At 42.6% G+C, this 17,918-nt stretch carries 17 protein-coding genes; 6 read left to right on the top strand and 11 right to left on the bottom strand.

All coding sequences use genetic code 11. From position 1 onward, the window contains the following. Positions 1–24 precede the first annotated feature (24 nt). From acpP to GBI16_RS02615, 5 genes are all read right to left on the bottom strand, one after another. Positions 25–261 (bottom strand): acyl carrier protein, encoded by a 237-nt coding sequence (gene acpP, locus GBI16_RS02635; RefSeq protein ID WP_004695351.1) that lies wholly within the window; start codon positions 259–261, stop codon positions 25–27. 86 nt (positions 262–347) lie between these two features. Next, positions 348–1,082: a 3-oxoacyl-ACP reductase FabG gene (fabG, locus tag GBI16_RS02630; protein ID WP_151706466.1), complete on the bottom strand. Its 735-nt coding sequence runs from the start codon at positions 1,080–1,082 to the stop codon at positions 348–350. Continuing rightward, the gene (fabD, locus tag GBI16_RS02625) at positions 1,079–2,065 is read right to left on the bottom strand and encodes an ACP S-malonyltransferase (protein ID WP_086208716.1); all 987 of its coding nucleotides are present in this window, start codon (positions 2,063–2,065) and stop codon (positions 1,079–1,081) included. Before fabD ends, fabG begins: the two co-directional genes overlap by 4 nt. Positions 2,066–2,241: 176 nt before the next feature. Beyond that, entirely contained in the window at positions 2,242–2,424 is a 183-nt protein-coding gene (gene rpmF / locus GBI16_RS02620) for a 50S ribosomal protein L32 (protein ID WP_004279227.1), read from the bottom strand. 76 nt (positions 2,425–2,500) lie between these two features. Further along, the gene (locus GBI16_RS02615; RefSeq protein WP_086208717.1) at positions 2,501–3,058 is read right to left on the bottom strand and encodes a DUF177 domain-containing protein; all 558 of its coding nucleotides are present in this window, start codon (positions 3,056–3,058) and stop codon (positions 2,501–2,503) included. A 97-nt stretch (positions 3,059–3,155) separates the two neighbouring features. Here GBI16_RS02615 and GBI16_RS02610 point away from each other — a divergent pair, with 97 nt between their 5' ends. The 6 genes from GBI16_RS02610 to rluB all read left to right on the top strand — a co-directional run bounded on the left by GBI16_RS02610 (position 3,156) and on the right by rluB (position 7,678). Continuing rightward, positions 3,156–3,818, top strand: coding sequence for an elongation factor P hydroxylase (locus tag GBI16_RS02610; RefSeq protein WP_151706465.1), 663 nt, complete (start codon positions 3,156–3,158; stop codon positions 3,816–3,818). Positions 3,819–3,902: 84 nt separating this feature from the next. Further along, positions 3,903–4,520 carry an L-threonylcarbamoyladenylate synthase gene (locus GBI16_RS02605; protein ID WP_086208719.1) on the top strand — a complete coding sequence of 206 codons (618 nt, stop codon included), beginning with the start codon at positions 3,903–3,905 and terminating at the stop codon, positions 4,518–4,520. A gap of 49 nt (positions 4,521–4,569) precedes the next feature. Next, a complete protein-coding gene (locus GBI16_RS02600; RefSeq protein ID WP_086208720.1) occupies positions 4,570–4,872 on the top strand; it encodes a hypothetical protein in 303 nt (100 codons plus the stop codon). A gap of 276 nt (positions 4,873–5,148) precedes the next feature. Then, positions 5,149–5,943, top strand: coding sequence for a ScpA family protein (locus GBI16_RS02595; protein WP_086208721.1), 795 nt, complete (start codon positions 5,149–5,151; stop codon positions 5,941–5,943). After that, positions 5,943–6,530, top strand: coding sequence for an SMC-Scp complex subunit ScpB (gene scpB / locus GBI16_RS02590; RefSeq protein WP_086208722.1), 588 nt, complete (start codon positions 5,943–5,945; stop codon positions 6,528–6,530). The genes GBI16_RS02595 and scpB overlap by 1 nt, the downstream gene beginning before the upstream one ends. Positions 6,531–6,571: 41 nt before the next feature. Beyond that, positions 6,572–7,678, top strand: coding sequence for a 23S rRNA pseudouridine(2605) synthase RluB (gene rluB / locus GBI16_RS02585; RefSeq protein ID WP_086208723.1), 1,107 nt, complete (start codon positions 6,572–6,574; stop codon positions 7,676–7,678). A gap of 156 nt (positions 7,679–7,834) precedes the next feature. On the opposite strand, the gene GBI16_RS02580 is transcribed toward rluB, so the two are convergent. Genes GBI16_RS02580 through GBI16_RS02555 form a run of 6 tightly spaced genes read right to left on the bottom strand, consistent with a single transcriptional unit; the run spans position 7,835 to position 17,337 of the window. Then, on the bottom strand, positions 7,835–9,562 hold the full coding sequence (locus GBI16_RS02580; RefSeq protein WP_119063743.1) for an ABC transporter ATP-binding protein: 1,728 nt from the start codon (positions 9,560–9,562) through the stop codon (positions 7,835–7,837). A gap of 10 nt (positions 9,563–9,572) precedes the next feature. Further along, positions 9,573–10,718, bottom strand: coding sequence for an ABC transporter permease (locus tag GBI16_RS02575; protein ID WP_151706464.1), 1,146 nt, complete (start codon positions 10,716–10,718; stop codon positions 9,573–9,575). 7 nt (positions 10,719–10,725) lie between these two features. Beyond that, positions 10,726–11,664 (bottom strand): ABC transporter permease, encoded by a 939-nt coding sequence (locus GBI16_RS02570; RefSeq protein WP_086208726.1) that lies wholly within the window; start codon positions 11,662–11,664, stop codon positions 10,726–10,728. Between the two features lie 11 nt (positions 11,665–11,675). Beyond that, positions 11,676–13,691, bottom strand: coding sequence for a M3 family metallopeptidase (locus GBI16_RS02565; RefSeq protein WP_151706463.1), 2,016 nt, complete (start codon positions 13,689–13,691; stop codon positions 11,676–11,678). Positions 13,692–13,715: 24 nt separating this feature from the next. Further along, positions 13,716–15,524: an ABC transporter substrate-binding protein gene (locus tag GBI16_RS02560; RefSeq protein ID WP_151706462.1), complete on the bottom strand. Its 1,809-nt coding sequence runs from the start codon at positions 15,522–15,524 to the stop codon at positions 13,716–13,718. Between the two features lie 13 nt (positions 15,525–15,537). Continuing rightward, entirely contained in the window at positions 15,538–17,337 is a 1,800-nt protein-coding gene (locus GBI16_RS02555; RefSeq protein ID WP_151706461.1) for an ABC transporter substrate-binding protein, read from the bottom strand. Positions 17,338–17,918 lie beyond the last annotated feature (581 nt).

Here is a 17,918-nt window from a genome sequence, read left to right as displayed (position 1 = left end):
TCAGCAAAGCTGAAACAATATGGATTAACCTAGTTTCTTAGAAACGTAGTCAATCGCAGATTGTACAGTTGTGATTTCGTTAGAATCTTCATCTGGGATTGTGATGTCAAAGTCGTTTTCGAAAGACATAACAAGCTCAACAAGGTCTAAAGAGTCAGCACCTAAGTCATCCATGAAAGATGCTTCGTTTTTGATTTCTTCAGCCTTAAGACCAAGTTGTTCTGCAACTGCTTGCTTGATGCGTTGTTCGATATCGCTCACAGGAATTCTCCTCATTGCTTGTGGCGTTTTTAATGCCGTTAGTTTAATTGAATCTTTAAAATTTTGAAAGTTTATCCATCAGCCAATTAGCTCATGTATAGACCACCATTTACATGCATTACCGTACCAGTAATGTAACTTGCTTTGTCTGATGCCAAAAAGCTCACCGCATTGGCAATATCTTGTGGATCACCTAAACGGTTCAGGGCCACTTGATCGCTCATTTTTTTACGGATGTCTTCACTTAATTGATCAGTCATTTCTGTTGCAATAAAGCCAGGCGCCACCGAGTTTACAGTGATTTGACGGCTACCCATTTCTTTTGCAAGGCTACGGCTAAATGCTTCAATACCAGCTTTCGCTGCTGAATAGTTGGCCTGACCTGGGTTGGCAAAATGCGCAACCACAGAACTAATATTAATAATTCGTCCAAAACGTGCTTTGGTCATGCCTTTTAGCACACGTTTAGATAAACGATAAACGGCTTTTAAATGAATATTTAAAATATCATCCCAGTCATCTTCTGACATACGAAGTAACAAATTATCTTTGGTAATCCCTGCATTATTGACAAGTGCAAGAACTGGACCATAATTTTGTTCAATGTCTGTCACCAGCGCATCTATCGCAGCACCGTCACGAACATCAAGTACTTTACCCGCACCCTGCTCACCAAAGCTTGCAGATAATTTTTCTGCGCCAGCCTCAGATGTCGCTGTGCCCACAACAAAATAACCGTCTTGAATCAGTTGCTGAGCGATGGCTGCGCCAATCCCTCGACTTGCACCTGTCACGAGTGCAACTTTGCGTTCCTGTGTCATGCAATTTTTCCTTCAGCCACTAAAATGGCATTGAGTGCATCTTCCATACGTGATTTGCTATCAAGTGGAAAAGCTTTTTCGATATTTGGTAAACGTTTCGCCAAGTTTGCCAAGACATTACCTGGACCACACTCAGCAACATATTGGATCCCTTGATCCTGAATAAACTGCATGGTTTTGGTCCACTGTACAGACTCATATAACTGAGCTGTAAGTGCTTGGCGTACTTGAGCGACATCTATCGCAATTTCCGCGCTCACATTTTGTATTACAGGTATGCTAGGCAGCTCAATGGCAGTTTGTTCCAAAGCTTGTGCGAACTGCTCTGCAGCAGGCTTCATCAATGAACAATGCGATGGCACTGAAACAGGCAATGCAATCGCTTTGCCACTATTTTCTTTGGCTAAAGCCATGACTGCTTCAACTGCGGCTTTTTCACCCGCAATGACCACTTGACCTTGTGCATTATAATTCGCAGCTTCAACTGAACCTTCAGCTTGGTCTGAAACCTGTTGGCATAAAGCAACAACTTGTGCGTCGTCTAAACCTAAAATAGCCGCCATTGCACCCTTACCTTGAGGTACTGCACTTTGCATGAGCTTACCGCGTAAGTTTACCAGCTTCACAGCATCACCTAGGCTTAAACTGCCTGCAGCAACCAAAGCGCTATATTCACCCAATGAGTGACCTGCTAGATACTTAGGTACAACACCGCCAAGTTCTAACCATACACGCCATAATGCAATGCTCGCGGTTAACAACACAGGCTGAGTAAATTCAGTTTGATCTAAACCTTCACCAGATTGTGCAATGTGCCACAAATCGAATCCAACTGCTTTAGAGGCTTCTGCAAATGTTGCTTCAACACTGGCAAATTGTTCTGCCAATTCAGCCAACATACCTACCTTTTGTGAACCCTGACCAGGAAATACAAAAGCTGTTTTTGTTGCCTGAGCGACTTGATCAAGTTGTTTCGCAGACATAAAAAAGTCCTTTCTTGTCTTTGCTCTCGTTTATGGAGCGAAAATTTAACACTTAATTTAGGTCGATGTAATTGCCAAATACAACAAAAACAGAGTTGGTAAACATTCACCCACAAAAAAAGGGAGCTTTACGCTCCCCTTTTTTCGACTAAGCTTTAAGCTTAATGCTTCGACAATTATTCAGCAGATGCTTTAGCGAATAATTGACGACCACGGTAGATACCATCTTTAGATACGTGGTGACGACGGTGAGTCTCGCCAGTAGCTTGGTCTACAGTTAATGCATTCTCGGTTAAAGCGTCATGTGAACGGCGCATGTCACGGCGAGAGCGACTTTTACGGTTTTGCTGAACGGCCATGATGGCTCCTTACAAATCGAAAAATATGGATCAGAACAAATTCAGTTGTCTTATACGGAAGAGTATAACACAAAAATTAGTTAAGTTTACCCTTCAAACTTGCCAAAACATCAAACGGGTTATCCCGCTTTTCTTCAACAAGCTCTTCAATGGCAGGTTGGTGCTTATGTTCACAAGCATCATGCTTAGGAGACAGTGGCATCAACAATAACAATTCATCTTCTATGAGAGAAAGTAAATCAGCAGTCGCAGGCGCATCATAGCTACCTTTGGTTGTCGCTTCACTTTCACCTAAGACGATGAAATCAGCATCCTCATCCAAGCGCTCTATCAGTGACTCATCATCTACTAGAGCTAGATGAAAATCTGAAACCAGTTCAATGTTAACCACGTCTAAACAACGCTGGCATTCCATTGGGACTTGTGTTTCAACGTGACCATCTAGCCATACAATGCGATGATACGCATCCATTGATAGCTTACAGTCTATGTTAATCAATTGATCATCAATTGATCCAACAGCTTCACGAGCAATACGAACAAAGCGAGACAATGGCAGGGTACCTGACCATGTAAAGCCTTGTTCAGCCCATTTAAACGGCTCAATCTGTGCCGGAAAGGTATTTGCTGACATAATTAAGGCGGCAATTCTACAAATTCATCAGTACTCTGTCAAAGATTAAGATACAATTTTGTACTTATTTAGACAGACCATTTGGGTAACTTAAGTCATGCATCTGTTGCAGCCGCAAACAGAAGTGAGTATTTCATCACTTATGAGCACAATTTCAACTGCCAATTCTGACATTTCAGACCGCCAAGTGCAACTCTCAACGTGGGAGAATTTTTCGACAGAAGCACAACAAGTTGATTGGCTCATTTTACACTTTAATCATTGGTTTTCCCACCTGAATGTCAACTTGGTCAAAGGTGACTTTGAACCTGAATACTTTCCAGCAGAGCAAAGCTCCCCTGCTCGTATTCAATTTGCCCATGGTTTCTTTAATAGTGCATTACATGAAATTAGCCACTGGAGCATTGCAGGTGACAAACGTCGTCTATTATCCGATTTAGGTTATTGGTATGCGCCCGATGGTCGCACTCAAGAGCAGCAAGCATTGTTTGAACAAGTGGAAATTAAACCACAAGCGATTGAGTGGTTATTTGCCGTCGCATTTGGTCGTAGATTTCGAGTGTCTTTAGATAACCTCACAGGTGAAGGCGGTGATGGATGTCATTTTAAAGATCATGTTTTTGCGCAAGTACAGGCCTATTTTTCAGGGGATGCGCAACTACCGCGTGATGCGAAATACTTCATAGACTGTATTTGTTTGTGTACACGTGCTGGAAAAACGTTACAGAGCAATGAATTTGAAAGAGAAATGCTCGACTAAATTTGGGATGTTTCACATTTAGGTCATTGAACATGGCTTAAATAAAGCGCCATAATGTGGGAAAAACCATCAGGAGATAAAAACATGCTGCATTTAAGAGTCCATCCTGATAACCCGCAGCCACGCTTAATTAGCCAAGCGGTTGAACGTATTCGTGCAGGCGATGTAGTCGTCTACCCGACCGATGCAGCTTATGCCATTGGCTGCCAAATCGGCAATAAACATGCCATGGAGCGTATCGCCCAAATTCGCGGGCTCGGGTCAAAGCACCAATATGCCATTATTTGCGCAGATCTTTCAGATATTGCAACCTATGCCAAAGTGGATAATGCCATGTATCGTTTACTAAAAAACAATACGCCTGCGGTGACTACTTTTATTTTGCCTGCGACCAGTGAAGTCCCTAAACGTTTGATGCACCCCAAAAAGAAGACCATTGGTTTGCGTATTCCAAGTAACCCAGTGTGCCAAATGCTCCTCAAAGAACTAGGCGAACCGCTACTCACCAGCACCTTAATTTTACCCGACCAGCAAGAGCCGATGGATGATCCTTATGACATCGAAATGCAGTTATCAAAGCGTATTGATGTGTTCATAGACAGTGGACTAGGTACACTCAGCACGACCAGTATTGTCGACTTATCAGGGGATCACCCAGAAGTGATTCGCCATGGTGTAGGCGATGTGAGTGCTTTTGAGTAATGTCTGATCTTCTAGCTTGGTAGAACGCTATAAAATGAGGGCAGTTATAATGACGTTATCAGATGTTGTGCTAAATCCTCACTCAATTGCCCCAAATGCTTTCATTTATGCTATTTGGCCTTGGACACCCGAGTCTGAGGCTCTGATTCAACTATCTAGCAAGAACTCCAATCAATTTAACAGCGCTTATCGTCTTTTTCTGGACATGAAAGTCGTATTGCGGTTGGCGCAGCTGTTTCAGTATCAGAACTTGTGCCATCGGATCTGTATGGAAAAAACCATTGAATTTGCGCAACAACAATACGAACAACTCGATCAAAATATAACTGCTGTCCGGCAAGATAAGCTTTAGTTTGCCTGTTGCAGTGATATAAAATGCAAAATGTGTTGGAATAATTGACCCATCAGTATCTATACATTGTATTGAATACATTCGTTTTATTTTACTTTAGACACTTATTCCCTAGTATTTTTCATGGTTTTTTCTGTTTTCGGGCGTCCGAGCAATTTATTTAATAGTCATTTTCATTTAAACTAATGTGAATCAATTTCCATGCTTTTTATTCGATGCGAGATCGTTAAATAAGCCTATACATGCTTTTGAAAATTCGCGTGGCCAATAACTGTAATGAATCAATCCGTCCATAATGCTATGGAAGATCTTCCGCAAATCCGTGTGATGGATGAGTGGCATGACTCCATTCCTGAGGATTTATATATTCCTCCTGCTGCATTTGAAATTCTCCTTGAGCATTTTGAAGGACCACTCGACTTTTTAATTTACCTGATTCAAAAAAACGGCTTTGACTTATTACAGTTAGATATTGCCCCCATTGCCGCGCAATACCTATCTTATATGGATGCCATGAAGTCGCTGAACATTGAGCTGACTGCTGACTATATGGTGATGGCTGCACTATTGGCAGATTTAAAGTCACGCCTGCTTTTACCCAAAGCTCCAAATGCGATTCAAATCGAAAAAGATCCGAAACAAGAACTGATTGATCGCTTAGAAACGTATTTACGGATTAAACAGGCGGCTGAGCGCTTGGGGCAAATGCCTATTTTAGAACGAGATACCTTCTCAACCAATGTCAGCTTAGGCCAAACTCTGGATCATAATGATGGTCATGATGTGCAACAGCTGCGTGATGCCTTATTCTGCGTGTTTAACCGACCTGAGCCCATCACCCATCAAATTGCACAAGAACCTGTTTTACTTGAAGAGCGCATGGCGTTTATTGAAAGCAAAGTCGCTTCAGGTGAAGTTTTAGTTTTTGAGTCTTTACTGCGTCCCATTCAAGGTCGTATGGGTATGGTTGTGACGTTTATGGCCATTTTAGAATTAACTCGTCAACAGCGGATTCAAATTGTAAGTTCTGGCGTTGAAGCCCCGCTTTCAATACAAGGAGTGAAAAAATAATGCAAGACACAACGACTCCTGTATCCAATGAAGACAACTTACATGAAGTAGTGATGCAACTGGAAGCGATTATTTTTGCAAGTGATGCACCTGTATCACTTGCACGTTTAAAAGAATCGTTCCAAAATCAATATAGTAAACAAGATTTACGCCAGTTTTTACAACAACTTGCCATGCTACAACATGGTCGGTCAATCGAACTAATTGAAACTGCTCAAGGTTTTCGTTTTCAAGTTCGAGCAAAATACCGTCAAATCGTTGCACAGACGTGGCCCGAGCGACCAACTCGTCTCTCGCCATCGCTACTCGAAATGTTGGCCGTGGTTGCTTATCATCAACCCGTCACTCGAGCGGATATAGAACAAATTCGAGGAGTCTCAAATAACAGTCAACTGTTACGAACGTTATTTGATTGGAACTGGATTAAAGAATCTGGTTTTCGCGAACTCCCAGGAAGACCTGCGTTGTTAGTTACGACGCCTCAATTTTTAAATGCATTTGGCTTAAGTTCTTTAGGCCAGTTGCCTCCCCTGCAGGATGCCAAGGAAGCTTTTATGGCGCTCGATGCGAATGCACCGAAGTCGTAAATAGGTGAACTGTTGATGATAATTTCTAAGGTTATGCTGTCATGAGTGAAAAGTTGCAAAAGGTACTCGCACGAGTCGGTTTGGGTTCTCGCCGTTATATGGAAGAAGTCATTGCCGCAGGTCGTGTGAGTGTCAACGGCCAAGTTGCCCAAGTAGGCGAACGTATTGAACCAGGTGATGAGCTTCGCATCGATGGTCGTAAAGTATCGTTCCAAATTGAAGACGAGATTCGTCGTCGTGTTCTGATTTACTATAAACCAGAGGGCGAAATTTGTTCACGCAATGACCCTGAGTCACGTCCAACAGTATTTGATCAATTACCTGCAATCGCGAATGATCGCTGGGTGATGGTAGGTCGTCTGGATATCAACTCAACAGGTCTACTATTGTTCACGAATGATGGCGAGCTGGCAAACCGCTTGATGCACCCATCAAACGAAGTTGAACGTGAGTATGCTGTACGTGTTATGGGTGAAGTGACTCCGCAAATTAAAAACAACATGCTCAAAGGCGTGGTGTTAGATGATGGTCCAGCGAAGTTTGAGTCATTTTCTGAAATTGGCGGTGAAGGGATTAACCGTTGGTATCAAGTGGTGGTAAAAGAAGGTCGTAACCGCGAAGTACGTCGTATTTTTGAATCGCAAGGTTTAAAAGTCAGCCGTCTACTCCGTACACGTTATGGCACGGTTATTTTACCGCGTGAATTACGTACGGGTCGTTGGATGGAGTTGGACAAAAACGACATCGACAACTTAACCAAAGCGGTTGAGTTAAAACCACGTCAAGGCACTGGCTTATACGGCATGGCAAAACGTCGTACTGAACGTATGCAAGAAAAACCAATGGCTGCACGTCGTGGTGGTTTCTTACGTCAGCAGCGCCGTGACAATGAAGATGAAGGCCAACAACAAGCGAAGCCTGCCTTCAACCGTGATCGCCGTGAAAATCCAAATGGCCACAGCCAGCGCCGTCAAGACAATACGCAAGCGGCTTATGGTCAACGTGAACCACGTCAAAACTCAGGCTATGCACAGCGCGACAGTCGCCCAGACAACTTTGGCAACAAAGGTACCTATGGTCAGCGTGATACACGTGATGAAAATGCACCCCGTAAACCTTTTGGAAATAAAAGCTTTAAGAAATTTTAATTTCTAAAGTCAAAATTTGAGCCACTTTCGAGTGGCTCTTTTTATAGGTGTTTACGGTGCAATAAAATCACTTTGTGTTCCGATGTGCGAAGAAGATGTAAGCCCTCATAAAAACGCCCAATTTATTGAGCGTTTCATTATCCCACTCCCTCTTCACTACACTCCCTGCGGGATAGCACTAAGCAAGCGCTTGGTATAGTCATGCTGTGGTGACTGGTACAAATCATCCGAATTGGCTATTTCCACCAAATCACCATGATTCAAAACCATGATTTGATCTGAAATATATTTCACTACAGACAAGTCATGTGAAATAAAGATATAACTTAGACCAAACTCATCCTGTAAGTCTTGCAGCAAATTCAATACTTGGGCTTGTACCGAGACATCCAACGCAGAAACTGACTCATCACAAATCAGAATTTCAGGTTTTAAAGTTAGGCAACGCGCGATTGCAATACGCTGACGTTGCCCACCAGAAAACTCATGCGGATAACGATAAAAAGCCTGTGCAGGTAAGCTCACGCGCTCCAACAGATCCAACGCCATCTGTTTGCGTTCAATATCATCCGCCCCGATCCCATGTACCTGCATTGGTTCCATCAAAATCTGCCCAACAGTAAAGCGTGGATTGAGTGATGCATAGGGATTTTGGAAAATAATTTGAATCTTGCGTTGATACTGAGCAAACTCTTTTTCTGTCATCGACAGCAAATCGCGTCCTTGAAACAAAGCTTTACCACCCGTTGCCTCCTGTAACCGCATGAGTAACAGCCCAATCGTGGTTTTCCCCGAACCAGACTCCCCCACTAAGCCTAAAGTCTTGCCTTTTGCTAACTGAAAAGTAACACCTTTGACCGCTTGAAATTCATCCTTACCGAACAATCCTTTTCGACTAAAGAATGACTTTTTAAGATCACGTACATCTAAAATGATCTCTTCTTGGCCTGTTAAACCTCGTGTTCTTTGTTGTAACTGATCAACATCTAAAGTATGCGTTTCAATATAGTCATCACCCTTTTGCTGCATAAAGTCACTGATCATCGGTAAACGCATTGGTCGTTTAGATAGCTGTGGGCGACAGTGCAACAACGCTTTAGTATAGATATCTTGAGGGTGTTCAAGCACATCTTTCACCCAGCCTTGTTCACGAATTTGCCCATGCCGCATCACGATTACCTGATCTGCAATTTCCCCAACCAAAGCCAAATCATGGGTAATAAACAGCATTGACATGTGGTGCTTCTTCCGTAAAGACTCCAGCAACTCCAAAATTTGCTTTTGAATAGTGACATCCAACGCTGTCGTCGGTTCATCGGCAATCAAGAGTTTGGGTTTACAGGCAATCGCCATGGCAATCATGACGCGCTGCTGCTGTCCACCTGACAACTGTCCCGGATAAGCATCAATCTTGGTTTCAGGAGATGGAATTCCAACTTCTATCAAGAGTTCTAAAGCACGTGCACGTGCTTGCTTACGACTCATGCCCAAATGTAACTGCAAAATTTCGGCTATTTGTGAACCCACCGTAAACACTGGATTTAAGGATGACATCGGTTCCTGAAAAATCATGGCAATATCTTTACCACACTTTTTCCGCATTTCACGGCGTGGTAAATCAAGTAGGTTTTGCCCCTCAAACAGAATTTTACTGTCCAAAGCAATTTGACTGCTTTCTGTAGGTAACAGCCCCATGGTGGCTAGCGATGTCACCGACTTCCCACTCCCTGACTCCCCAACCAAAGCCACAGTAGTATTCACTGGAATACTAAAACTGATGCCTTTGACCGTTTCAATGTACTGCTTTTCTTCATTTTTAAAGCTGACACGCAAGTTTTCCACCTGAAGTAAGGCTGGCGCTGTCATATCATTGAGTTCAGACATTCTCATGCTCCTATTTCAGTTTTGGGTCTAATGCATCACGCAATGCATCGGTAAACATTGAAAATGCAGTGACCAGAACCGCCATTGCTACAGAAGCAGCCGCTAACTGCCACCACTTGCCTAAAATCAGCTCACTTTGCGCTTCATTCAACATACTGCCCCATGACACCACACCAACTGGGACACCAAAACCAAGGAAGCTCAAAATCACTTCTGACTTAATAAAGGCCACCACTAAAATTGACATTTGAACCAGTGCAATATGACTGACATTGGGAAATATATGCACAAAGATACGTCGGCTATGACTCACCCCAATTGCCTTTGCCGCCAGCACATATTCCCGCGAAGTATGCTTCATATATTCAGCACGAATTAAACGATATACCCCCGTCCACCCCGTTAAACCCAAAATCAAAACAATGGATAAAATGCCTTTTTGTTGTAGTACTGCGGCAATCGCTAGCACCAAGAGCAAATAAGGAATCGAGGTAAAAATGTTATAAAACCAGTTCAAGACATCATCGACCCAGCCACCAAAATAGCCCGAAATGGCACCTAGAACGGTACCAATCACGACAGCAAGAAAAGCGGCGACCAAGCCAACAATAATTGATGTTTCTGCACCTTTAATGGTTTTCAATAAAACACTCTGTCCCCATTTGTCGGCACCTAAAACCAAGCTTGGCTTGAGTTCCGCTTGCTGATCCAACAAATGCCCATCTAAGGCTTGGTCAATCGCTTTCATGTCTTCGGCTAAAGGATCAACAACCCCATAGTAATCAATAGCACCACCTACACCCTGTTCAGCAGCAATTTCTGCATTGAGCTCACGAATCACATCTTTCAAAGGATCAACAGGGTTTTCAGGCACAGCCGCTTCGACTTTTTGTACTTCGCTTTGCGGGAGTGGCACTACAACCGCCCCGATAAATGTAGGCGGTGCATAACTCACAGCGACTTCTTTATTCCAGTCTTTTGCAATTAAGCCAGTCGATGACAAAATTAAAAGCACCAAATAAAACAACACGATCAGAAGTGAAAACATGGCGATGCGATCGCGTTTTAATCGGCGCATAGCGAGTTGCCATAGCCCTGTAGACGCTGTTGCAGGTTCAGCAGTATCTGGTTTTCTTTTAGTGAGAACACTGAGCATAATTCACCTACTTCAACTGTACGCGAGGATCGACCCATTTATAAATCAAATCGGCAATCAAGTTGAAAAACATCGTTGCGAGGGCAACGTACACAGTAATGGCTTTAATCACAGGAAAATCACTACGCTCTACCGCAATAATGACTTCACGACCAATGCCCGGAATACCAAAGAAACGCTCAATCAAAAATGCACCAATCAGCAAAGCAGGCAAACTTGCCATCACGTCTGTAATAATTGGAATTGAGGCATTACGTAGCACATGCACACCTAAAATGCGCCGTTCACCAATCCCTTTGGCACGTGCAGTACGAACATAGTCTTGATTAACCTCATCCAAAACAAAACTACGATACAGTCTTAAAGTCGGGGCAATACTGACCACCAACATGATCAGAATAGGCAATAAAGCATATTTAAACAGGTTTTCGCCAAAGCTATCACTCCAGCCTTGGACTGGAAACCAGCTCAACTGATAGGCAAAGACATACTGGAAAACAATGATATACACCAAGATACTGATCGACATGCCAATCGTACACAGCATCATCACCATACGATCTGTTAAACTGCCGCGCACCGCTGCTACCGCCAAAGCCAACACAATAGAAATGATGGTCTGTAAAATCGTCAGTGGAATGAGCAAAGTCAGCGAAGGCCCGAGTCGTGTCGTAATGATTTGCGATACTGACTCCCCTGTACTCCAACTCAGCCCATAATCAAAAGTCAAAATCTGCTTAATGAAAATCCACAGTTGCACATAATAGGGCTGATCGACCCCAAGCTGCTGTCGGATATTTTCAATCTGTTCAGGGTTCGACATTTTCCCTGCCAAAATATAGGCAGGGTCACCACCGACCCAGTTAAACAAGAAGAAAATCAGCAACACCACCCCAAGCATGGTCGGGATCATTTGCCAAATTCGGCGAATAATATATGCCAGCATAAAAATGCCCCTTATTTCACCCGTTGACCGGTAATTTCATCGAAAAAGGCTTTGTTATCAGGCTCACGACCCAAAAAGTCTTTGACCAATGCTTTGGCAGGTTTTTGACCACCTTGTGACAAAATCGTTTGACGATAGTGCTGCCCCACTTCAGGGTTATTTAAGTTATCACCAAAGGCTGAAAGCATGTCCAACGCCATCACCTCTGACCACATATAGCCGTAGTACCCCACTTGATAACCGCCCATGATGTGACCAAACTGCCCCGGAAACTCAGTGGTCGGAACATAACCCAAAGCCGTTTCGCCTTCCATTTTTTCCCAAACCTTTAAGGGCTGAACGTCTAGCGCATCACGACCATGTAATGCCATATCATACTGTGCATACAAAGTCTGACGTGCATAATGTAAACCGCGTCCATAGCTATGCACGGCATTGAGCTTAGTAATCAATGCATCATCCACGCGTGGGCAGTCAGGTTTACAATAATCTGCCACCTTGGACAAAGTCTCTTTGCGTCGTGCCCATTCCTCATACATTTGTGAAGGTGCTTCGACAAAGTCTCGCTCAACCGAAGTTCCTGACTGAGATGAAAAACGTGTGTTGGATAAAATGCCATGCAACGCATGACCAAACTCATGTACAAAAGTTTCTAACTCATCGCTATTTAAACCATTGCGGTTAAAATTAGTGACCAGTGCTGAAATCGGTTTGCGTCCAGTTAAGCTACTACCACCATAAACACCCCACACAGCAGCATGTCCATATTTACCTTTACGTGGAAATTTATCCATATATAAGCCACCGAGCAGTTGCCCAGTCTTGGCATCGGTCACATCGTAATATTCCACTTCATCTTGCCAAACCTCAACTTTGGCAGGCTTAAACTTGATGCCATACAAGTTTTCAGAAATCGCAAACAGCCAATCTTGAGAAGCTTGAGTTGGGAAATACTGACGTAGCTGCTCTTGGTCGACCTGATACTTGGCTTTGCGTAATTTTTCACTCCAATATGCTTCGCTCCAACGCTCAATACTGGCTTGCTCAACAGGGATATTTAGACTTTGTGCTTTAAACTCACGTAAAGTCTGAACTTCCTTTTTCTCTAGGGGCGCCACGGTAGCATGTACCTCTGCCAAGAATTTATTCACGGTTTCAGGGTTTTTCGCCATCCGACTTTGTAGTACCCACTCGGCATAACTGGACTTACCAAACAGTTGTGCTAGCTCATAACGTAAGTCCATGGCTTGCTTCAGCAGCGCTAGATTTTTCTCACCGCCACGTCGGGTAAATGCAATTTGATAACGCTTACGTGCGTCATCGTTATCTGCCAACTCCATAAAAGGACGATAATCTGGATACTCAAACCCGAGTAAATAATTACCCTTGTCATTTTTCTTTAAGCCGTCGATATAACTTTGTGGCAGGCCTTTTAGCTCATCAGGGGTAAATTCGAGTTTTTCAGGATTATCACGTACATTACGTGCATACTCTTGTTCAATTTTTGCCAGTTCATCAAAAATCGCTTTTAAGCGTGCTTGTTTATCTGCTGAAAGCTGTATCCCTGTTTTTTCAAAACCTTCCAAAATATCTTCACGGAACTTGGCTTCAATTGGATCAGCAATTTTAACTTTTTTAATTTGTTGATATAGCTTTGGATTCTGATACACATCAGTTTGGAATTGGCTAATTTTAATTTCACAATCTTCAGCTGCTTTACGCAGTGCTTCATCAGGGTCAACATTGCTATACAGACCAATCGGGCCGTAAAAATCTTCAAATGATGCGAAAATACGATCCCATTCAGCCAATACAGGCGCTGCTGCCGTTTCATTTTTAAGGGGCTTATTTTCAAACGTTTTAAGTTGCTTTTTCACATCCGCAATTTTGGCATTACACAGTGCAGGGATGTCTTTAGCTTGAAAGCTGGGTAATGTTTGGCGCTGTGCTGTTTCCGCCAAAGCCATCTGACTCATCCCTAGGCCCAACATGCACAATGCGGTGAATTTAAAATTTTGCTTTTTCATCATGACTCCAGTTTTGTTTAATTTCTATTTCTTCAAATCAATATCGATATACATCCACTCTGCGGGCAGTATGGGATGCTTTTTAAAACCAATCACACGCGGTTGTGCCAAGATATTTCGGTAACGCGCGCCAATCACCTGTACAGGCATATACACTTCCAGCAGGCGTGACATTTTGGCGTAGATCGCATCGCGCTCTGGACTCGGTGTCATCTTCTGAGCTTGTTCATATAGGCGGTCATATTCAGGAATTTTGGCGCAGCCATTGTTGGTGATTTTGATGTTCTTGCCATAAAACAACTGCATAAAGTTATCTGCATCAGGATAGTCTGCAATCCATGCTGATGCCTTAAACATGGTTTTACACTGTTTTTCTAATTTCAAAGCTTCAGCAAAAGGCAGAGACTTGGTGGTCATTTTGATTTTGATGCTATCTAAAGTTTTTTTCCAAAACTCGGCCTGTTGTTGACTGCGTAAATTATTGCCCGAAAGTGTCATCTCAATCACCAAAGGTTTGCCATTCGGCTGAGTACGCCAACCATCAACAGCGACTTTATAGTGATAACGATCTAACAATAAATTTGCTGCTTTGACTGAATAAGGAATGCTACTTCGATAATTGGGATCGTAACCGATGACACCACTTGGAATCGGTGCTTGCAGTTTTTGCGCATCACCTTTTTGTAAAATATTGATATAGTTATCGGCTGAAAAAGCCATCGCCATAGCACGGCGCAGGGCAATTTTATCTTTACTTAAACCGCCAACCACTGGGTTTTGCATATTCCAATAATGATAGTCAATCGAAGGGTCCGTGATCCTTGACAACTGTACGCCTTTCTTAACCAACTCAGGTTTTAGTTTCCCATCTTGTAAGGCCTGAACTGTCAGCTCACCATCAAGGGCAAACAAATCTACTTCATCTTTAATAAATGACAACCATCGCGACTGGCCCTCTTCCATCACTTGAATATCAATCACCCCTATTTGTGGCATCTTTTTGCCTTGCATAGCTTTGACGATTTTTTGGTCTTCAGGCGTACTGGCTTTAAAGTTCCAAACAAAACTGCGGAAATCAGGATTCGCCTTTAAAATAATCCGCGAACCTGGCGTCCAACGGCTGAGCATATACGGCCCAGTGCCTATTGGATGCCCCATCACAAAACCCGCTTTGTCACGATATTTTTCGATGACTTCCCGTGCAACTGCACCTGCAGGCTGATGCGCAAGCAGCATCGGAAAGTTCTGATCAGGGCTGGTCAGACGAATGACCAAGCTATAACGGTCTGGTGTTTGTAAGCCTGCGATAGGTTGGTCGTAATTGAATTTCCCTGTTTTCTGTGCTTGTTTCAGCAAAGCCTCCATCCCCAAGATTCGCCCATCGAGCAACCAACTGTTGGGTGAACGCAAGCTCGGATCCAGTAAACGCTTAAAGGTATATACATAATCAGCCGAAGTCAGCTCACGCTTTTTACCTTTAAACACGGGGTCAGCAGCAAAATAAATCCCCTTTTGCAAACGAATGGTATAGGTCAATCCATCTGCACTCACCTCAGGTAAAGCCATAGCTGTTCGTGGTACCAATTTCGCAGGTGAGGCCAAATAATCGTAAGTAAATAAAGTTTCAAAAATCGAACCGTTAACATGTGCAGAGTACAAGTCATGCACGCCCGCAGGGTCAAAGCCTGTTTCAGCTACAGGAAAAACATAACGTAAAACTTTTTTCGGGTCGGCAGGACTTTGTGCAAAACTGGAAACTGAACTACTCAGCAGAATGCTGCCTGCCAGAATGCTCAGCCCCCATCGTTTAAATTTCTGATTTAGATTTTTCATTGTGTTCGATATCTCAATTATTTTTTATGGGCTGAATATCAAGATATTGCCAGTTGGTATTCATCATCGGATGGGCTTTAAACCCCTGAACTTGTGGATGTAACAACCAATTTCGAATGCGACTGTTATGAATAATCCATGGATTATCCGCTTCAATTTGGCGACTGAGTTTTTCATAAAATGGTTGTCGCTGAGATGGTGGCAAGGTCATCGCCTGTGTATAAAGTGCATCATAGGCTTTGGATTGGTAGCAACTGAGATTGCCCTGCGCCGAATTGGGTCCATACAGCAGTTGGGCAAAGTTTTCCCCTTCAGGATAATCCGCAATCCAAGCCCCACCCCAAACCATATATTTACATTGCATCGCAGCTTTTAAGTTATCGGCAAAATTACTCACGATAAAATCAGCACGGATACCAATGGCATCTAAATTTTTCTTCCACAGTTCAGACTGAATCACGGAACTGGAACTATTTTCGGTCATAAACTTGAGCGTTAGAGGTTGACCATTGGGTAGGCTGCGATAACCATCTGCCGCTTTTTTATAACCGAAACGATCCAGTAATTTATTCGCCAAGAGCGGGTTATAAGCCACGCTGCTGCGATAGTTGGGATTAAAACCTTGTACCCCCTCAGGCACCAACATTTCAGACTTCACTGCCTGCCCTTTATACAGTTGTTTAATGGCTTCTGCTTGGTTATAGGCCAAACTAATCGCGCGTCTTAATGCAATTTTTTCAAGCCCAAAACCACCAACTGTAGGATCTTGCATATTAAACATGGTGTAGGTGATTTCAGCGTCTTTATTGGGGAAATGCTGAATGCCCTGCTTGACCAGTTCAGGTTTGAGTTGCTTACCATTCAAGGCTTGCGGCACCGCATTGGACGTGAGTTTATCAAAGTCGAGTTGTCCCGATTTAAATGCAAGCCAACGTGACTGCTCTTCTTCAATAATACTGACATTGACTTTACCAATTTGCGGCATTTTTTTGCCTTGCATCTCTTTGGCCAGACGCTTGTCCCAACTCGAACCTGTAGGTTTAAAGTTCCAAATAAAACCACGGTATTTCGGGTTAGCCACCAGCTCAATACGACTCCGCGGTACATATTTACTCAACTGATAAGGTCCTGTCCCCACTGGATGCTGCGCAATTCGATCCCCATAAAACTCCACTACTTCCCGTGCTGTTCCGCCAAATGTGGCATAAGCCAAGATATAGGGAAAGTTATAGTCTGGACGGGTTAATGTAATCTGCAATGTGTATTTATCAATCGCCTTTAGGCCAGAAATCGTAGCATCATAATTAAACTGACCTGTTTTCTTGGCTTGGGCAACAGCAGCATCTCCACCGACAATCTTGCCTTCAATAAATGAATAAGTCGGCGAGCGATTTTTCGGGTCCATAATCCGCATCATGGAATAAATATAATCCTGCGCAACCAATTCCCGGGGCTTTGCTTTGAATGCCGCGTCATCACTGAAATAAATCTTGGGCTGAATTCTAAACGTATAGACTTTGCCCTCTTGCTCAATTTTTGGCATCGACACTGCGGTATTTGGAACCAATTGAGCAGGACGCGCCAAATAATCGTATTTTAAAAGCGGTTCAAAAATGGCTTGGGCAATACTACCACTATAGAAATTATAAGTTTTAACCGTATCAAAACCATCATCGGGGGCTTCATAGGCAATATTTAATATTTTATTTGGATCCGCAGGTGACTTTGCATAAGCGGAAACACCGAAACCTATCACAAGGGATAAAGCAGCAACCTTAAAATTTTTTGAATTCAAGTCCGTACCTATACACATATTTTTTAAGCCATGTTATCTCATGCAAAGCATGGTCAATTTGTCAGTGTTCTTTCTCCCAACATCACACCAACAAAAAAAATAAACACAAGCCCATGTTTTATAAATTAAATTTTAGTTTTTAAAAATAAAAAACAACCATGGACATCTATTCACCACAGCGATAAAGCGAATATCATGCCACGCTCATTTTTTTATGATTCTAATTTAACATTTTGCAGGAAAAATACATGCTTATTAATTAGTTATAAAAATTGCGCTAAAAACACCAAGATACATTTTGCCAATTAGTAGCCATTTTTAAAGATTCACTTTACATAAACTGTTGCACAGATTTAATACACCAATGATTCAAATATGAACATTACAAGTTAGAATAAAAAGCCTAATGTTATACATAAGATACTGTTTTAATTTAATTAAAACAAAATACGCGATAGAATTATTTTTTGAATTTTTTATTAAAAATTCAAAAAAAGACGACTCATTTTAGATCATTTATTATATGAATAATCATTTTATGACTATTTTTTAATCTATTTATAAGTAATTTTTTGCCATTTAAAATCCACAATTAATCA

The sequence above is a fragment of the Acinetobacter sp. TUM15064 genome, from assembly GCF_008980265.1.
Taxonomy (GTDB): domain Bacteria; phylum Pseudomonadota; class Gammaproteobacteria; order Pseudomonadales; family Moraxellaceae; genus Acinetobacter.
The sequence above is the reverse complement of the archived record's forward strand: the minus strand, read 5'-3'. Positions and strand labels throughout refer to the sequence as shown.

Bases quoted from the DNA above. Each gene is read 5' to 3' on its own strand.
- scpB (WP_086208722.1), top strand. From the start codon at position 5,943: ATGCAAGACACAACGACTCCTGTATCCAATGAAGACAACTTACATGAA.
- fabG (WP_151706466.1), bottom strand. From the start codon at position 1,082: ATGACACAGGAACGCAAAGTTGCACTCGTGACAGGTGCAAGTCGAGGG.
- fabD (WP_086208716.1), bottom strand. From the start codon at position 2,065: ATGTCTGCGAAACAACTTGATCAAGTCGCTCAGGCAACAAAAACAGCT.
- GBI16_RS02565 (WP_151706463.1), bottom strand. From the start codon at position 13,691: ATGAAAAAGCAAAATTTTAAATTCACCGCATTGTGCATGTTGGGCCTA.
- GBI16_RS02610 (WP_151706465.1), top strand. From the start codon at position 3,156: ATGCATCTGTTGCAGCCGCAAACAGAAGTGAGTATTTCATCACTTATG.
- GBI16_RS02575 (WP_151706464.1), bottom strand. From the start codon at position 10,718: ATGCTCAGTGTTCTCACTAAAAGAAAACCAGATACTGCTGAACCTGCA.
- GBI16_RS02570 (WP_086208726.1), bottom strand. From the start codon at position 11,664: ATGCTGGCATATATTATTCGCCGAATTTGGCAAATGATCCCGACCATG.
- rluB (WP_086208723.1), top strand. From the start codon at position 6,572: ATGAGTGAAAAGTTGCAAAAGGTACTCGCACGAGTCGGTTTGGGTTCT.
- GBI16_RS02600 (WP_086208720.1), top strand. From the start codon at position 4,570: ATGACGTTATCAGATGTTGTGCTAAATCCTCACTCAATTGCCCCAAAT.
- GBI16_RS02555 (WP_151706461.1), bottom strand. From the start codon at position 17,337: ATGTGTATAGGTACGGACTTGAATTCAAAAAATTTTAAGGTTGCTGCT.
- rpmF (WP_004279227.1), bottom strand. From the start codon at position 2,424: ATGGCCGTTCAGCAAAACCGTAAAAGTCGCTCTCGCCGTGACATGCGC.
- GBI16_RS02560 (WP_151706462.1), bottom strand. From the start codon at position 15,524: ATGAAAAATCTAAATCAGAAATTTAAACGATGGGGGCTGAGCATTCTG.
- GBI16_RS02580 (WP_119063743.1), bottom strand. From the start codon at position 9,562: ATGTCTGAACTCAATGATATGACAGCGCCAGCCTTACTTCAGGTGGAA.
- GBI16_RS02605 (WP_086208719.1), top strand. From the start codon at position 3,903: ATGCTGCATTTAAGAGTCCATCCTGATAACCCGCAGCCACGCTTAATT.
- GBI16_RS02615 (WP_086208717.1), bottom strand. From the start codon at position 3,058: ATGTCAGCAAATACCTTTCCGGCACAGATTGAGCCGTTTAAATGGGCT.
- GBI16_RS02595 (WP_086208721.1), top strand. From the start codon at position 5,149: ATGAATCAATCCGTCCATAATGCTATGGAAGATCTTCCGCAAATCCGT.